At 67.9% G+C, this 16,077-nt stretch carries 15 protein-coding genes and 1 pseudogene; 6 read left to right on the forward strand and 10 right to left on the reverse strand.

Annotated features, from left to right (window positions below; all coding sequences use genetic code 11):
• The first annotated feature begins 162 nt into the window (after positions 1-162).
• Positions 163-2,865 carry an ATP/GTP-binding protein gene (locus OHB13_RS38040; RefSeq protein ID WP_328380614.1) on the forward strand — a complete coding sequence of 901 codons (2,703 nt, stop codon included), beginning with the start codon at positions 163-165 and terminating at the stop codon, positions 2,863-2,865.
• 31 nt (positions 2,866-2,896) lie between these two features.
• Here OHB13_RS38040 and OHB13_RS38045 read toward each other — a convergent pair whose 3' ends face one another.
• The 3 genes and pseudogenes from OHB13_RS38045 to OHB13_RS38055 all read right to left on the reverse strand — a co-directional run.
• A complete protein-coding gene (locus tag OHB13_RS38045; protein ID WP_328380615.1) occupies positions 2,897-3,121 on the reverse strand; it encodes a hypothetical protein in 225 nt (74 codons plus the stop codon).
• Positions 3,122-3,184: 63 nt separating this feature from the next.
• Positions 3,185-3,601, reverse strand: coding sequence for a hypothetical protein (locus OHB13_RS38050; protein WP_328380617.1), 417 nt, complete (start codon positions 3,599-3,601; stop codon positions 3,185-3,187).
• A 910-nt stretch (positions 3,602-4,511) separates the two neighbouring features.
• Positions 4,512-4,641, reverse strand: a pseudogene (locus OHB13_RS38055) (transposase); the annotation flags it as partial.
• 127 nt (positions 4,642-4,768) lie between these two features.
• Here OHB13_RS38055 and OHB13_RS38060 point away from each other — a divergent pair.
• Positions 4,769-5,962: a HEAT repeat domain-containing protein gene (locus OHB13_RS38060; protein WP_328380619.1), complete on the forward strand. Its 1,194-nt coding sequence runs from the start codon at positions 4,769-4,771 to the stop codon at positions 5,960-5,962.
• 127 nt (positions 5,963-6,089) lie between these two features.
• Complete coding sequence (locus OHB13_RS38065; protein WP_328380621.1) at positions 6,090-6,923, forward strand: site-specific integrase; 834 nt, start codon at positions 6,090-6,092, stop codon at positions 6,921-6,923.
• Between the two features lie 25 nt (positions 6,924-6,948).
• Here OHB13_RS38065 and OHB13_RS38070 read toward each other — a convergent pair whose 3' ends face one another.
• Positions 6,949-7,950 (reverse strand): hypothetical protein, encoded by a 1,002-nt coding sequence (locus tag OHB13_RS38070; protein ID WP_328380623.1) that lies wholly within the window; start codon positions 7,948-7,950, stop codon positions 6,949-6,951.
• A 206-nt stretch (positions 7,951-8,156) separates the two neighbouring features.
• A complete protein-coding gene (locus OHB13_RS38075) occupies positions 8,157-8,723 on the reverse strand; it encodes a hypothetical protein (protein ID WP_328380625.1) in 567 nt (188 codons plus the stop codon).
• A 120-nt stretch (positions 8,724-8,843) separates the two neighbouring features.
• Between OHB13_RS38075 and OHB13_RS38080 the strand changes: the two genes are divergently transcribed.
• Complete coding sequence (locus tag OHB13_RS38080) at positions 8,844-10,298, forward strand: hypothetical protein (RefSeq protein WP_328380627.1); 1,455 nt, start codon at positions 8,844-8,846, stop codon at positions 10,296-10,298.
• A 110-nt stretch (positions 10,299-10,408) separates the two neighbouring features.
• Here OHB13_RS38080 and OHB13_RS38085 read toward each other — a convergent pair whose 3' ends face one another.
• Positions 10,409-11,515, reverse strand: a complete 1,107-nt coding sequence (locus OHB13_RS38085) for a hypothetical protein (RefSeq protein WP_328380629.1) — start codon at positions 11,513-11,515, stop codon at positions 10,409-10,411.
• A gap of 220 nt (positions 11,516-11,735) precedes the next feature.
• Between OHB13_RS38085 and OHB13_RS38090 the strand changes: the two genes are divergently transcribed.
• Both OHB13_RS38090 and OHB13_RS38095 read left to right on the forward strand, forming a co-directional pair.
• Complete coding sequence (locus tag OHB13_RS38090) at positions 11,736-12,596, forward strand: alpha/beta fold hydrolase (RefSeq protein ID WP_328380792.1); 861 nt, start codon at positions 11,736-11,738, stop codon at positions 12,594-12,596.
• A 135-nt stretch (positions 12,597-12,731) separates the two neighbouring features.
• On the forward strand, positions 12,732-13,814 hold the full coding sequence (locus OHB13_RS38095) for an IS630 family transposase (RefSeq protein WP_327299484.1): 1,083 nt from the start codon (positions 12,732-12,734) through the stop codon (positions 13,812-13,814).
• Here OHB13_RS38095 and OHB13_RS38100 read toward each other — a convergent pair.
• The 4 genes from OHB13_RS38100 to OHB13_RS38115 form a co-directional block, all read right to left on the reverse strand.
• Positions 13,811-14,056 carry a hypothetical protein gene (locus tag OHB13_RS38100; RefSeq protein ID WP_328335841.1) on the reverse strand — a complete coding sequence of 82 codons (246 nt, stop codon included), beginning with the start codon at positions 14,054-14,056 and terminating at the stop codon, positions 13,811-13,813. The two genes, OHB13_RS38095 and OHB13_RS38100, sit on opposite strands and share 4 nt — an antisense overlap.
• 183 nt (positions 14,057-14,239) lie before the next feature.
• Positions 14,240-14,692: a transposase gene (locus tag OHB13_RS38105; protein WP_328380632.1), complete on the reverse strand. Its 453-nt coding sequence runs from the start codon at positions 14,690-14,692 to the stop codon at positions 14,240-14,242.
• Positions 14,693-14,734: 42 nt separating this feature from the next.
• Positions 14,735-15,271 (reverse strand): hypothetical protein, encoded by a 537-nt coding sequence (locus OHB13_RS38110; RefSeq protein ID WP_328380633.1) that lies wholly within the window; start codon positions 15,269-15,271, stop codon positions 14,735-14,737.
• A gap of 213 nt (positions 15,272-15,484) precedes the next feature.
• Complete coding sequence (locus tag OHB13_RS38115; RefSeq protein WP_328380635.1) at positions 15,485-15,889, reverse strand: hypothetical protein; 405 nt, start codon at positions 15,887-15,889, stop codon at positions 15,485-15,487.
• Positions 15,890-16,077 lie beyond the last annotated feature (188 nt).

Below are 16,077 nucleotides of genomic sequence, written 5' to 3' on the forward strand. Positions count from 1 at the left end.
ACGTGGAGCGGAAGGAGCTCGAAGCCGGGGCGGCGACAGTCGGCCGTGGCCGGAAGCCGGTCCGCCACCGGCTATTCCCGGTCGGCGTCCCCGCGAGTGATGCCACCGCAGCTCGGTGCGGCATAGGTTGGCCTCCAGTCGATCATCAGTGGGGGGACCGTCGTGGCCGACGACCTGCGCGCGCTTTTCAGCTCCAATGACGCCTCGTCTTTCGACACCGACGAGGCGTTCACCGACCGCGGTCACCAGTGGGCGGTCGTGGCGGCCGCGGTCGAGGAGCATCTGCGGCACCTGGCCGACCCGGCGTTCAACGTCGAGGACCTGGAACGGCCGCGCACCAATGTGGTGGTGTTCCACGGTGTGGGCGGCGTCGGCAAAACGACGCTGATGCGCAAGCTGGACGCCGCGCTCACCACCGATGACGCCCGACCGCCCCAGTGGGGCGCCCCGGCCTGGACGCGGACGCTGCTGCCGATCCGGATCGACCTGGCCCGCTCCGCGTCGACCGGCGCGGACTTCGAGCGGGTGATCCTGACGATCCGTCTCGCCCTCGCCGGGGCGCTGGGGCGCCCGCTGCCTTCGTTCGATGTGGCCCTGCGCCAGTACTGGGAAGTCACCCACCCCGGCGAGCCGTTGGACGAGTACATCCGGCGTACTGGCCTGACGGGCAAATTTTCCGCCATGCTGCCCCAGCAGATGCAGTCCGCCGTGAGCGAGATCGCCGGCGCACTGGAGCTCCCCGGGCTGGTGGGATCTGCCGCCGGACAGGTCACCGCGGCCCTGGTCAAGGCGCTGCGCACGCGCCGCGAGCACGCGGTGGCCCTGGCCGGCGCCTCGCGTACCGCGGCCCTGCTGGAGGCCACCGCGGACCTGGAGGCCCTCTCCTACTATCCGCACCTGCTGGCCTGGGATCTCAGCCGCCTGCCCGCGAAGAAGAGCGTGGTCCCGGTCGTTCTTCTGGACACCTGGGAGGACACCGCCGACCGCCACCGCGACCTGGAGCGGCTGCTGCAGCGGCTGGTCTGGCTCCTGCCCAGCGCCCTCTTCGTGATCAGCGGCCGCAACCGGCTGCAGTGGGGCGACCCCGCGCTGCACGGCCAGCTCGACTGGACCGGGCCCTCTGCCTGGCCAGGCCTGGACGTCCCACTCCAGGCGGTCCCGCATCCCCGAACCGCTGTTCCGGGCGGGCGGCAGCACCTGATCGGCGACCTGTCTGCCGAGGACTGCGATGCCCACCTCGCCCGCCGCCTGGTGAAAGACGGACAGCCGCTCATCAGCCCGGCCATCCGTACCGTGATCGCCGCCCGCTCCCACGGTCTTCCCCTTCACCTCGACCTCGCTGTCAGCCGCTTCCTGGAGATCCGGCGTACCGGCCGCACCCCGGTCCCGGACGACTTCGACCACACCTTCCCCGGCCTTCTGGCCCGTGTCCTGTCCGACCTCAGCCCGGAGGAGCGGCACGTCCTGCGCAGCGTCTCGCTGCTCGACGCCTTCGACCTCGACCTGGCCACCCGCGCCGCCGGCTACACCCACCAGGCCCCCGCCCGGCGCCTCATCGACCGGCCGCTCATCACCGACAACCCGTACGCCCTGTGGCCCCACCACCTGCACGCCGCGATCCGTACGGCAGTCCACGACGACGACCACAGCGAGGACCGCTGGGCACCGGCCGAATGGCACCAGGCCGCAGCCCGCGCCCTGGACGCGCTCGGCGACCAGTGGAGGAACACCGTCTCCCTCGGGCCCAGCCGGATGCTCCTCGTCGCGTGTCTGCGCCAGGGCCTGCGGCTGGCCCGCGACCACCGGCTCACCGACCCGGGCTGGCTGACCGACGCCGCCTTCGCCTACACCAGCGACTCGGTCTGGGAGCCCCTCGCCCCGCCCGCACCGGCCACGCCCTCCGGACCGGGCGGAAGCGATCCGGGACTGGATACCCCGGCCGATGCCCTGGCCGAGCTGCTCACCGCGATCGCCCGCCGCCAGCGCGAGCACCGAGCACGCACCATCGAACGCCTCACTGCGGTCCTGGACGCCGGCCTGCTACCCGCCGAGCTCACCGAGATGGCCCTGTACTACCGGGCCAAGGCGAACAAGGACCTCGACCGCACCGCTGCAGCCCGCGCCGGGATGCAGCAGGTGGCGGACGCCGACGGGCGGCTCGCCCCCCAGGCCCGACGCGGCCTGGCCAACCTCGCTCGCCTCAGCGGGGACTTCCCAACCGCTATGGCCGCCGTCCCCACCCTGGGCTGGAAAGGCCGCCACCACCGCGTCCTCGGTGACATCCACTGGCCCCACGGCAACATCGAACAGGCCGTCACCGCCTTCGAAGCCGCACGCGCCGAGGCCGAACAGCACGACGCCGTAGGCGAGCGAGCCATGACACAAGTCCGCCTCGCCCTGGTGACATCCTTCGCCGATCCCGCCCGTGCCGACGACGAGCTCGCGCTCGCCCATCAGCTCCTCGACGGCCTCGACCAGCGCGCCAACACCCTCCTCGCCCAGATCGCCGCTCTGATCAAGGACGCCGGAACCGACTGCAGCCTCGTCGACCGGGCTCACGCCCTGCAGGCCGAGGCCACCACCGCCGGACTGCCCTATCTGAACCGGTACCTGGAGCTCGGCCTCGCCCTCCACCACGCCGTACTCGGCGCGACAGACGACCTGGCCGCCACCATCGGCCGGCTCCACGAAGTCACCAGCGCCGGTGACTTCGGCTTCTTCACCGACATCGCCTACTTCATGGCCGATCTGCCGCTCCCCGACTCCGGCTCCCAAGTCCGATGGCTCGACAGTGAACAGGCCACCCGAGGACGGTGGCGCGAGCTCGTCACTGCCCGCCGCAACCACCTGCACGCCACACCGTGACCCCGGCGCCACTGTCGTCACCTTGATGCCCTCAGATGGCCGGTCCCTCGACCTCGCCCCGCGCCGTCCAGGTCTTGAGTACACGCCGGCACCCGTCGGCCTCTTCGATCAGCTGGATCGCCACATGCGGGTCGCTGCCGTAAAGGCCGACCCAATCCCGGTAATTGCGCCGCGCGGTGGAGCCGTCGGACCAGTCGCCCTCGACGGCTGGACCATCCGCCTCGAACTGCAGGATGACGATGTGCCTGGTCCCCACGCTGTGCTCCTCACCTCGGAGGTCTCTCCAAGATCTCGCACGGCGACCTTCGGAACCGTCTCATCACAGCCGCTCCCGGTAGTACGCCGCCATCTCGGCCTTCCGCTCGGCGCGATAGGCCTCCTGCTTCACGGCCTGCTGCTCGTCGATGTGGGTCACTCGCTGCCAGCGGGCGGTGTCGTACCCCTCGAAGTCCTGCCACTGCTCCAGGACCCGACACAGCTCGTTCCAGCGTTCCTTCCGGGCGTGCAGCATCAAGGCGGAGCCGTCGTCCACATCGAAGACCTTCTGCGCGGCGTAGAAGGCGGAGAACGTCGCGGCGTCCAGAGCCTTCGCGAATCGACGCTCGGCGGGGCTGCTGTCGGGGCTGCACATCGTCCCGCTGATCTGCTTGGTGAGGAAGGCACACATCGCGTCGACGTCGGCGAGGGTGACATCGACGGCGTACTGAACCGCGTCGACGGTTGGGGTGGGGGTCACGGGCCGGGTCCGTTTCGCCTCGGGAGCCGGTCGCGGGATCACCGGTCTCATGTCCTGTTTTGTCGCATCGGAGAGGTTATCCGATGCGAGGGGCGGCGGAAGCCCTTGAAGGGCTCAACGACCGCGACGGAGCAGTGATCATCCTCGGCCAGGAACTCCACGTCCTCGACTTTGGGTTCGGAGGTGGCACCGTGGCCGATCGATTGGTTGCGTGATGCCGGTGCGCTGCTGGCGGCATGGCGGCGGGGTGTTGCATGGGGTGGCTGCCAGACTGGGCCGGGCATTGCATCGCCCTGTAAGGAGAAGCTCCGCCGTGTCGGTCTCTTTTCGTCTGACCTGTTGCCTCTGCCGCCGCGACATTCCCCTCGCCCAGGATGTCCGCGAGCTGGACGCAGAGTGGCAGCGCCGATTCCCCGACATGCTTGGAACCCTCGCATGTGAGCGATGCGCGGAACACACGTACTGGAGCTGCGAGAAGACCGGCTTGAGAGAGTACGTCGAGGGTCACATCCCTACATCCGACGGTAACTGCTTCGACGCGTGGAGCCACGTCGGACGATCGGGCACTCACCGGGCAATGGTGCTGAGCTGCCCACAGCCGGCGCTGCTTCAGGGAGCCGAGCCGTATCTACGTAGCGTTGCGAACCACGGGCGCGTCCGCTCCGAGATCGTCACTGCAGTGCGCGCGGCCCTGCGGGAGTGGGAAGCGCAACACGGACGCGCTCACACCAGACAGGCGATGTCGGTCTGACCTGCCGTGTCAGCGGGGATCAGTGGTGGCGGCGCAGCCGCCGAACAATTTCGCGTAGGTCAAGCCGGCCACGCCGCGAAGGCAGCTCACCGCGAGCCGAAGCCCCTGGAGAGCGGGGAGGGCGGCGAGACCAAGGGCCGGGTTCACGCTCCCGCAGCACCCAGTTCCGCAGGCTGCCCCTGCTGATGCCAAGGTCAGCGGCGATTCCCTTGTAGGTCGCCCCGGGCGTGGACTCGTACAAGGCCACGGCATCGGCCTTGAACTCGTCCGAGTAGTCCTTCATCGCCATCGGCGGTCTTCTCGCTTCCTCCGGATCAAGCAGATCCAGTATCAGCGTGTCCACCACTCAGGGGGAGGCTCCCCCCTCCCAGCGTCCGACTACGAGGCATGTCAGTGACACGAGAGATCCTTTCCGTGTGACGAACCAGGATGACTACCGTATTGCCGCTCAGGCTCTCCAAGGGCAATTGCCTGACCCACGTTCCGTGATCGAGTGCACGGACTGGACCGCGCTGGAGCATGCCTACGGAAAGGCGCAGGACACGCCCCTTCGCCTGCTCCAGCTCTTGGAGGAGGACCCGGAGGTTCAAGCGGGAGCGCTGGGACTGCTGGACATGTCCGTTCTGCACCAGGAGTCCTTGTACAGCGCGACGGCGCCAGCCGCACTGTACGTGGCCGCGGTGTTGAACGACCCCCGCACTCTGGCCCGCCACGAGAACTTCTCCACCTGGGATGGCCGACCCCGGCCGCTGCGTGCCGCCTTGCTGGAATGGCTGGGTCAGATCGCGGATTCGGCGGCGTACGGCGAGACGACCGACGAGGAGGACGGCAACGATCCGGGTGTCACCGATGCGGTCCGCGCAATCCGCAGCACGATCCACGACGCCGTCTCCACCCACCTCCTGGCCCAGGACCCCACCGTCCGAGCCGCCGCCCTCAACGCCACCGCCGCGCTCCTTCAATCTCCCGCGCTGGCCGGTCGAATCTCCGGAACCACCCAGACTCTTCGGCGGCTGCTCGCCGAGAGCACCGACCGGCGTGAGCGCGCCACCATCGTCTTGACCATCGGCGCCTGGGGGACGGACACCGCAAGCTGGCTCGCGGATCCCGACCCCGCCATCCGTGCCTGCGCCGCTCTGTCACCGGGATGCGCTGGCAACACCAAGGCGACGAGGACGATCCTCCGTGCTCTGCGCGAACCCGAGGCCATCGACTCCTGGTTCCTCGAACCCACGGCCGCCGACCCTTGGGCCGGGGAACCGCTTCCGTACATCGAAGGCCGCCTACGGCACGCCCTTCTGTCCACGGCCATCGAACGCGCTGCCGACTTCGAGGAACTCCTGCTGGCCGCCATGGCTTCCGTACCGTTCTGCAGCAATCTCACCATCGCCGAAGACTGGGGACCGCTACTCGCCGCGGCATTCCCTTCCGGCTATGACCAAGGTGCCACGCTCAGTCCAGCCCAGCACCGCTACCTGAGCGCTCTCGCCGATCGCGACGTGTGCTGGCGATACACCCACCTCGTCACCTCGTGGTTCAACGACGTCGGCCTTCCCTCAGACCAAAACGCCATCAAAGCACTCCTAACCGGGTCGCACCCACACCGGTAACAACGTCGGCGCAGACCCCTCAAGCACCAGCACCAGCACCAGGCAGGACGCCGAGGAGCCGGTCAACGGCCAGTTCGCCGCGGCCCGCAGGACCGCAGACCAGCTACCCCAACCCTTCGGCGACGCGGTGCATGCCTGGATCGACGTTCTGACCGGACAGGGCAGCAAGCCGAGCCTGCCCAGAGCCCCGGCGACCATCAACCGATACGTCCGCGACGTCGCTCCCGCCCTGCGGGACTGGCATGCGGCCGGCCTGGGCGATCCGAGGGAGATCACCAAGGACCACATTGAGGACGTCCTCAAGCCGCGGCGAGGAACGGCGGCTCGGAACATCCATGTCGGACTCCGGTCGATGTTCCGCGCGCTGAAGCGGGAGCGTCTGATCTTCCGAGACCCTGCCCGCACTGTCGTCCTGACCGTTGCGCGGCATCTGCCGGCTCCCCTGCCCTCCGATCGCCTGCGCGGTCTGCTCCACAGGGTTCCCGGTGCCCGCGACAAACTCATCGTCGCCCTGGCGGCGGTTCACGCCCTGCCCGCGGGGCAGATCCGCTGCTTGCGGCTGGAGGATCTCGACCGGGCCCGCGGTCAGTTGCGGGTCCGCCGCCAGGGCCGTATGGATCACGTGGTCTATCTCGACGAACTCACCATGAACCTGGCAACTGCCTGGATCATCGAGCGCACTGAACGCTGGCCGGACTGCACCAGCCCCTACCTGATCGTCAGCAGACAGACCGCGGTCAACGACCTGCATCCACTGGTCAGCGTCGAAGTCGTCAAAACCCCGTTCCAGCGCGGCGGCGTCAACGCGGACAAACTCCGCCAGGACAGGATCTTCGACGAGGCCCGCCACACGGCCGACCCCGTCCGACTGGTGCGCGTCTTCGGACTCTCCAACGAGACCGCGACCAGATATGTCCAGGCAGCCCACCCTGGCCGGAGGACCGATCCGATTCAGGCGTGATCAACCGCAGACTAGGTGTGCTGTCTCATGACATTGGTGCCAGGGAACCGCGATCGGTGACATGGGGGCCCTCCTGGGGGAGGACGACGAAGATCCCGGACCCAGCAGGATTCTCCACGGATGATGTACGGACGCGATCTGCCCACTCAGGTGGCCAGCGTGTGCTGCTGTCCCAGCGAATCCCTACGAGATTGGCCTCACCAAGACTCACAGTGGTGAGGTCAGCGCCGACGAAGTCACTTGCCGCGGACCGCAGGTTGGCACCGGCTCGGATGAGCCCGCTCCAGAGGCCGCGGTCGGAAGCGAGGGCGACGGCAAGGCCGACTTCAACGCCGAAGGCGGGGGCGCTAGCAAGAGTGAGGGCGCGGTCGAGGCCACGGGCGAAATCGACGTCGAGGGCGTACCCAAGTTCGACGGCGAGGTCGCGGACGCGGTCGCTGGCGAGGTCGCGGACGTCTTCGCGGGTGCGGTTGTGTGCGCGGGAGGGGGCAAGGTCGCTGGCGCGGTCGCGGGCGCGGTCGACAAGTTGGACGAGGTCGCGGGCGAGATCGCGTTCGCGCGCAGGGTCGCGGACGGAAGCGATGTTGTGGGCGACGTCGGGGGCGCGGTCGTCAACGCGCCCAAGCATGCGATCAAGTTCGCTAGCGATGTCGCGGGCGCGTGCGCGGTCGCGGTCACGGGTGAGCTCGCTGAGGAGTTTGCGGGCAAGGTCGTCAAGGCGCCAAAGCATGCGATCAAGTTCGCTGACAAGGGCGCGCTGGCGGGAGGAGGAGAGAAAGCTCTCGAGTTCGCGGGCGTCGGATCTAGCTACTAGCAGGTCCATGGTGAATTCGCGGAGGTCACCTTCGGTGGGGGCGCCATCGATGGGGATGCGATCGCGGGCGTCATCGAGGATGCGGGCGAGTCTGGCGCTGAGGCCGCGGGCGCGCTCGGTGGCAGGGGCGGCGTCAACGCGGGCAGCCGAATCCAGCAAATCTGAGAGCCTCTGAAGGTCTCCACGATGCCGGAGCCGGCCCTGGAGAGACACGGCCTTCCATTGAGTCGTTACTTCAACCAACCTCCGCCCCGACGTGCCGTCCTGGGCTGAATCAGCCTGGGACGCGCCGCGAGAGGGAACACCAAGGCTGCCCGGCACAGTCGACAAGCCGGAAGCTTTCAGGGGTGGCCTGAGTCCTGGCGAGCGACGTGAAAATACGGCCAGGACGCGGCCCACGAAGGACGCGGCAGGAATCGTCATGCCACACCACCTCCGCCCGTCGGATCCTGCTGCGCGACAACGCCCGTGTCCGGCTTTGGGTCCCCTGCTGAAGGACTACCCGTCTGGGGCTCCTGCAGAGCACCATTCGGCTGCCCAGGGCCAGGCTGCTGCGCGTTTTGATGGAGGGCCTGCGCTTGCTGTTGCGCCTCCTCCACCACACCGCCCAAAGCAGCCCGCCCCACACTCTTAACCATCAACGGCACGAGCGTGCTGACCTGCTGGACAGCAGACAGCGAGCCCAGTCCGACGAGGAAGGCCACCAGCGGATTCGTGCTTTGCGGATAGGTGGCTGCGACGGCACCGGTCAGGGCCCCGCTGACGAGCAGCCGCAGCACCCCGGCGAACCAATATGCTTTCCAGCCGGGTGCCGGCAAGCGCTCCTCGCCGGGCCGCACGTCAGCTCTGCGCTGGGGCGGATCGACAGTGTCCGACTGTACGTTCCACGGCATCTGGCGGTGCCACTTGATGGCCTTGATGACGTCAACGGCCTCCATGCAGGCGCCGCCAGCCGCTCCCACCGCCGCCGCCGTGAACCAATCCATGGTCCAAGACTAGGGAGAATCGTGCACCAGGGAAGTAGTTCCGCGTATCCAACGTGCTGAGACAGCACAACTAGGTGAAACCCGGAGACGCCATGACCATCCGGGACCTACCCTTCCGGCATGACAGAGAGTGAGCCGCTGCCCGTTGTCAGCGCTTCCGGGGAAGTTATACGACGCGAGCCGGCCCAGGTCGCCCTTGACGGCCTTCGGAACTTCCAGGACCTGATCCTGAGCCGCCTCGGCGGCCTGGGGCTGCCGACCGAGGACGTCTTGGTCGCCCTTAACCAGCGGCATGCCCTGCTGCAGACCACCGAGCACGCCCTCGCCGGTCTGAATGATGAACAGCGGGCGAGGTCGGCATACATCGCAAAGATGATCATGGCCGGCTCTGTCGGACTGTTCGATGCGGCGCTGAACTACCTCTGGGACGAGACGGTCATCGAGCTGCGGAAGCGCGTGATCGGCTACGACCTTTCCTACTTCTATGCCGTCGCAGAGAAGAGCGAGAACCGTCGCAAGGAGCTGAAGACCGCCGACGACCTGGTCAAGCTCGACGACTCCAAGCTCCTCAGCGGGGCCCGTGAGATCGGGCTCATCAGCGATGTCGGCTACCACCAGGTCGACCACATCCGGTTCATGCGCAACTACGCCAGCGCGGCCCACCCCAACCAGGTGTCGCTGACGGGCCTTCAGCTAGCCGACTGGCTGGAAACGTGCATCCGGGAGGTCATCACCCTCCCGCACAACAATGTGGTCGCCGAGATCAAGAAGCTGGTGGTCAACGTCCAGGCCGCGAGGCTGGACAGCACCTATCTGGCGCAGACGGCGGTGTTCTTCAAGGAGCTCCCGACCGAGAAGGCTGACACCCTGGCCATCGGACTCTTCGGGGTCTACACCGCCATCAGCGCCGAGCCGCACACGCGCGACAACATCCGCGACCTCTGGCCGAAGCTCTGGCCCTACATCTCCGACGACACTCGATTCTGGGCCGGCACCCGCCTCGGACGCTTCCTGGCCGATGCCGACCATGCGCAAGCCGCCCTCGCTCGGCAACTCATTGACCTTGCTCAGGGGGGGAGTTACCTCCCCGAAGCGGTCAAGGTCTCCGAGATGGCCGAGGTGATCGAGGAGCTCATGGATGTGCACCTCGCCGTGAACAACTTCTACAACGAACCGCGAGTAGCCCGGCGACTGGCCGAACTCGTGGGACAGCACGGGTCTGTCCCGGCCAACCTTGTCCGCCAGTACGTCAAGACCGTGGTCACGGTGTTCCTCACCAACGGCAACGGCCCAGTGTTCGCGGCCGAGCCGATCTACCTCGATCTGATCGGCCGATTCGACCCGCAGCAGGCTTCACTCGCCCTCCGATCGTTCGCCAATGCTGAGATCTCAAGCCAGCTGCAGCGTCTTCTGTCTCGGGCGAAGTGGGGCGAACTTCTGAACGTGCTCGACGTCAAGATCACCGGACGTCCGGAGCGGGAACTCCTCCAGGCGATCCGCGAGTTCCCGGGCACCCCGGACAAGCTCCTCCTGGCATCCGGCATCAAGCGTCACCTCGACGCAGTGCCCAACTGAGCCCAGAACCCCAGAACGGCCACGAACCCGCTGCAGACTGCCAGTCATAGCAGTCCTATCGCGGTGAGTTCGTGGCCGTTCTACTTCCGGAATCCGCGAACCCGTCGGTTTCAACGGGCTCCGTCGCTGATCGGGGCACCGGGACTGACGAGGGTGTCCATCAGCTTCTTGCCGGTGGCCGCGTCGATCACCGCGATCTCGACGATCCGGCCGTACAGGTCGGTGGTCTCGGTGTCGAGGATGACCGCGCGGCCCGGCTGGATCAGCTCCAGCGCCTCGCGAGTGATCGCGCCCCAGGCCGGGCACAGCGTGATCCCCGCCGCGTAGGTGCCGGCCTCCTGGTCGTCGGCCAGCTCCCGGCGCACGGTGTCGGCGGTCGGCAGGTCCTCGTTCCGTTCCCAGTCCAGCTCCCAGCAGCCGGAGTACGGCGAGTTCCAGGCCCAGACGGTGACGCCGTGCCGGTCCGCGAGGCCCTGCGCGAAGGCCCGGACGGCGGCGGCCCGGGTCGGGGCGAGCTTGGCGTACTCCCGCAGCGGGGACGGCGTCCCCTTGGTCAGGCCGCGGACGGCCTCCCAGTCGACGCCGGGCAGCTCCAGGAGCGCGCGGACGTCGCCGAGCCGGTAGAGCGAGACCGTTACCGTACGGTGGCGGCCGACCTCCCTCTCGTAGGTCTGCGCCGGGCGGATCCATCCGGCGGCCTCCACGTACTTCCAGTCGCTCGCCCGGATCTCCAGCACGTCCGTGGCGGCGTACTTCGCGGTGACGTACTGCTCGCCGTCGGCCTCGGCGGCCATCGTGTCCAGGTCGGTGATGAGGTACCGGCCGCCGCGCCCGGTGGTGATGCGGCCCTCCTCGCCCATGCGCACGAGGTCGCTCCAGTGCCACCCGATCCGTTCGGCGGCCGCGTCCCGGGCCAGGCTCGCCGCCTCCCACGCCACCCGCTCGGCGACGACCGCGTGCACCAGCTCGGTGTCGAGCTCGCGCGCGGCCGCCGTGGAGTACATCGGCCACCCCTTGTAGTGGTCGACCACCTCCAGGTGCTCCTGGGCGACGAGTTCGGCGACGTCATCGGGGGTGACCGGCTGGCCGGTGTGCTGGCCGAGCAGCCCAGCGATCCGGGTGGCCCCCAGAGCCTCCGGCACGTACGGCTCCTGCTGCGGGACCGCCGCGGTGGTCCTCTCGGTGGTCGCCGGGGTCTCAGTCGTGGTGTCCGTCATGCCTGTGCCTCCGTGGTCTCGTTCGTGGTGGGAAGGGTCCGCCGGTCGGCGGGCAAGATGAGCTTGAGGAAGTCCATGCGGCAGCCGTGACCGCTGATGTCGACGTGGGCGTCCGTCACCTCGTACGGCGCGCTGCCCGGCTGCTCGATCCGGGCTGAGCTTGCTCTTTAACCTTTGGCGGAGCCTCAGTGGCACCGGTAGATTCTCCGCGGTGACCTTGATGGAGACGCAGGGCCTCACGTCGATGACCGACGAGGCGCAATTACGTTGGATGGCGCTGGGGGACACGACTCGGCGGCCGGCCGTGGTCATGCTGCATGGCGGTCCGGGTCTGCCGGACTATCTGGGCGATGTCGCCCCCATGGTCGCGGACCTCGCGCCTGTGTATCGGTACGACCAGCGAGGCACGGGTCAATCCTCGTGGCGGGGGCGCCACTGCTTCGCCCGGCATGTGGACGATCTCGTCGAGTTGCTCGACGCATGGGACGTGCCCAGAGCTGTGCTGATCGGGCATTCCTACGGTACTGACCTGGCGAGCCGGTTCTGCCTGACGCACCCGGACCGGGTTGCCGCGATGCTTCTAATGTGCGGGCCGTTCGTCGGTGATTGGCGTACCGGGGACCGAGCGGAGCGAGGCCGCCTCATGTCCGCAGCGCAGCAGGAGCGGCTCCACGCATTGGAGGAGTTGCCGCACCGCACGGAGGAGCAGGAAGTCGAGCTGCTCACACTGGCCTGGTTCACCGACCACGCCGATCCCGAACGCGGGTGGCACTGGGCCACGCAGGGCGCCCGGCAGCGTCGCCCCGTCAACTGGGCTATGAACAGCGAGCTCGGCAAGGAAGGCCGCGCGGACCCGCTCGATGAGCATCTTGCCGAGCTCCGCGCATGCCTGCCCGCGCAGGCGGAGCTCCTCGGTGGGGCCGACGACCCCCGTCCTGTGTCGGCCCTTGGAGCACTCGCGCTCAGGCTCGATCTTCCGCTGACCCGCGTCGAAGACGCTGGGCACGAGCCCTGGTTGGAGCAGCCCAACACCGTGCGTGCGCACCTTCGGCGATTCGTGCAAGCCACGGTGGGCTCATAGGGCTTCGACCGGATTGCCGGCCAGCCTCATCCCCGGCTGTCGGCACTGCGGCAGGGCCGGTCTCGAAATGGTCCTCGAACTAGTGTTCCGAGTCAGGAATTCCGCGTATATGTGTAGGCTTGTTATATGGCGCGGATGGGGCGGCCGAAGGCCGAGTTGACTCTGTCGGATGAGGAACGGGCCGCACTTGAGGAGTGGGTGCGGCGCCGTTCCACGCCGCAGGCGTGGGCATTGCGGTGCCGGATCATCCTGGCCTGCGCCGAAGGCACCTCCAACAAGGACGTGGCTACTCAACTCGGTTCCACACCACAGGCGGTGGGCCGCTGGCGGGCCCGATTCGTGCAATATCGAATCGCAGGTCTGGGTGACATGCCACGTCCGGGTGGCCCCAGGACGGTGACGGACGACCAGGTCGCCGCGGTCGTCACCAGGACGCTGGAATCCACCCCGAAGAACGCGACACACTGGTCGACGCGGTCGATGGCGAAAGAGATGGGTCTGTCCCAGTCGTCGGTGTCCCGGATCTGGCGGGCGTTCGGCCTGCAGCCACATCGCTCGGAGACCTTCAAACTGTCAACCGATCCGTACTTCGTCGACAAGGTCCACGACGTCGTCGGTCTCTACTTGGACCCGCCCGAACGGGCGTTGGTGTTCTGCGTGGATGAGAAGTCGCAGATCCAGGCCCTGGATCGGTCGCAGCCGGTGCTGCCGATGATGCCCGGTGTTCCCGAGCGGGCGACCCATGACTACGTCCGCGCCGGCACCACCACGCTGTTCGCCGCACTCGAGGTGGCCACCGGCAAGGTGATCAGCTCCCTGCACCGCAGGCACCGGGCCGAGGAATTCAAGAAGTTCCTAGTCAAGCTCGACAAAGAGGTGCCTGGCGACCTGGAAGTCCACCTCGTCTGTGACAACTACGCCACCCACAAGACACCCGCCATCAAGAAGTGGCTGCTGGCCCACCCCCGGTTCCACCTGCACTTCACACCAACCGGCTCGTCCTGGCTCAACCTCGTCGAGCGATGGTTCGCCGAACTCACCAACAAGCAGATACGGCGAGGCGTCCACAAATCCGTCCACGCCCTTGAGAAGGACATCCGCAACTGGATCGCCACCTGGAACACCGACCCAAAGCCCTACATCTGGACGAAGACCGCAGACGAAATCCTCGAACGCCTCGCCAGCTATCTGAACAGAATTCCTGACTCAGAACACTAGGGCGTGTTTGAGAACGCTTCCTGCTCGGCGCCAGCTGGGAGGCCGAAGACACGAGTCACGCAGGTGTCGAGCAGAGAGCCGAAAGCCCCTGCCGACTTCACTGCTGGCGTAGGAAGCGTGCCCGCGTCGTCCAGGCTCGCGATGTAGTCGATGTCCGCCCACCCGCCGCAGTAGAGGACGACCAGGAGTTCCGCCTCGTGCGGGCCGTGCATATGGATGCCGAGCGAGTCGGGGGCAGTCACTTTGGACCTGTTCGTTTCAAGCTGATACGGCCACGCCGACGACGCATCGCGCCAGGTCAGTGGTGCGCAAGTGAGTCCTGCGGCTTGCCAGACGGGCCGTCGGTCCGTGAGGGCAGCGGCGGCCTCGTCGAGGTCTATCACCCGGTCCATGCGGTGATGATCCCGTATCCGGGTAATGCATGGTCACAGGGACTGTCGTATGAGGGTGAGCTGGACCGTCGCTTCGTAGCGGACGGCGAGCTTGTCATAGCGGGTCGCGACGCCCCGGGCCTGCTTGAGGAGGCCGATCCGGCATTCGACCTTGTGCCTGCGCGCGTACGTCTCGCGGTCGAATCCAGGTGGACGGCCTCCCGCGCTGCCGCGCCGGATCCGGTGTCCGGCCTGGTCACGCTTCTCCGGGATGGTGTGCGGGATCCGCCGCCGACGCAGGTACTCGCGGATCGCGCGGGAGGAGTACGCCCGGTCCGCGAGAACGTAGTCGGGGCGGACCCGGGGGCGCCCGCCGCCCAGTCTGGGCATGCGGATGCGGTTCATGACTTCATAGAACACCGGGGCGTCGGACCGCTGTCCGGCGGTGATCACCGTGGCCAGGACGTGGGAGGAGGCGTCGACGGCGAGGTGGAGTTTGATCGTCACCCGTGCGAGGGCGCGCCCAGTACGCCGGTGACTTAAGGCCCGTCACATGGCGAGGAGTGCCCAACGGCGGCGGCCGCCGTGCTCCTGATCCGTATCAACCCCGCACGACACCACGCCCAGCACCGCCAGCTCGTGGAGCAGCGTGTCGTCGGTCGGTGCCTGGTGCTGGTGTGAGAGAACCATGACCAGGGCGTGCTCGTCCTGGTCGGCGAGGTGGACACTGATCCTGGGCCCCTCGTCGACCGCGGCGGTCATCAGAGCGGTCACCACCCGGTCCAGGGCTGCCCGGTCAGGCCGGTAGCCCCACTCCCCCAGCTGCCCGGCAACCAGTCGACAGGCTTTCGCAGGCGCCCACGGCTGGGCTTCCAAGGCCCAGTTCGCACCTCGCCGGTTCGCCATCGTCACCACCGGACGGCCACGCCCCGCAACCGCCGTCCCCGCGCCGAGCGGCCCGTAGGAGCGCACCGGTTCACGCTGCGGGCGCGGCGGCTCCACGGGCTTCTTCGGCGGCGGCGGGGTCTTCGGCGGATACGACGGCGGGGCCGGGCTCTCACCGGTGTGCAGCGGTGTAGTCGTCACAACAGCCTCCCCGAGACAGTAGCCAGGCCGGTACAGCCCGTGAGCCCATCGTAGGGACCGGCTAGTCCAATGGGTCCCCACTCGTCAAATACTTCTCCACCCGCGGGTGCTGAGCGCCCGTCGGCGGACGGGCGCTCAGCACCGCAGCCCCCGGCCCGTCGCGGTGAGTGTGAACGGGGGGGAGCAGCGGTGGCGGGCGCGGTGCGCCTGCCCTCAGAGGACTTTTGAGTGTTTGAAGACGGTGGTGTGTGAGATACCCAGGTCTTCGGCGATCGTTTGTGCGGATTCCCCGGCGCGGCGGCGTTCGGTGATGAGCTCATCGGGAAGGTCGAGGGGGCGCTGTCCGACGGCCCGGTTCACACCGGCTTCGGTCAGGCGGGCCGCGATGGTGTGCCGGCTGACTCCGAGTTCCTGGGCGATCTGCTGGATCTCCTGGCGTTCCTCAAGGTAGCGCCGGGCGATCTCCTGATTGCTGAGCGGGAGTTCTTTGCGGCTGCCCCTTCGGGGGATGTGGTGCCGGCACAGGATCCGGAACACGGTGCGCTCATTCATCCCGTGGGCGTCGGCCAGCGCCCTGGCAGATTCGCCGTCCTGGTAACGGCTGATGACGTCCTGCACTCGCTGCTCCGCACCGGGATGAACGGGCCGCCGGCTGGGCGGTGTGCGCGCCGGGGGGACCGCGGGAGCGGCCAAGCGTGCTGCAGGGAACGCGGCGGCCCGGTTGCGGGCTCCGGCTTCGGTCATGAGCTGCAGAGTAGGACAGCCAGGAGGGGTTGGCGAGAGGCAACGGCGCGCGCCGACCGACC

Origin of the sequence: Streptomyces sp. NBC_00440 (assembly GCF_036014215.1) — a bacterium.
Classification (GTDB): domain Bacteria; phylum Actinomycetota; class Actinomycetes; order Streptomycetales; family Streptomycetaceae; genus Streptomyces.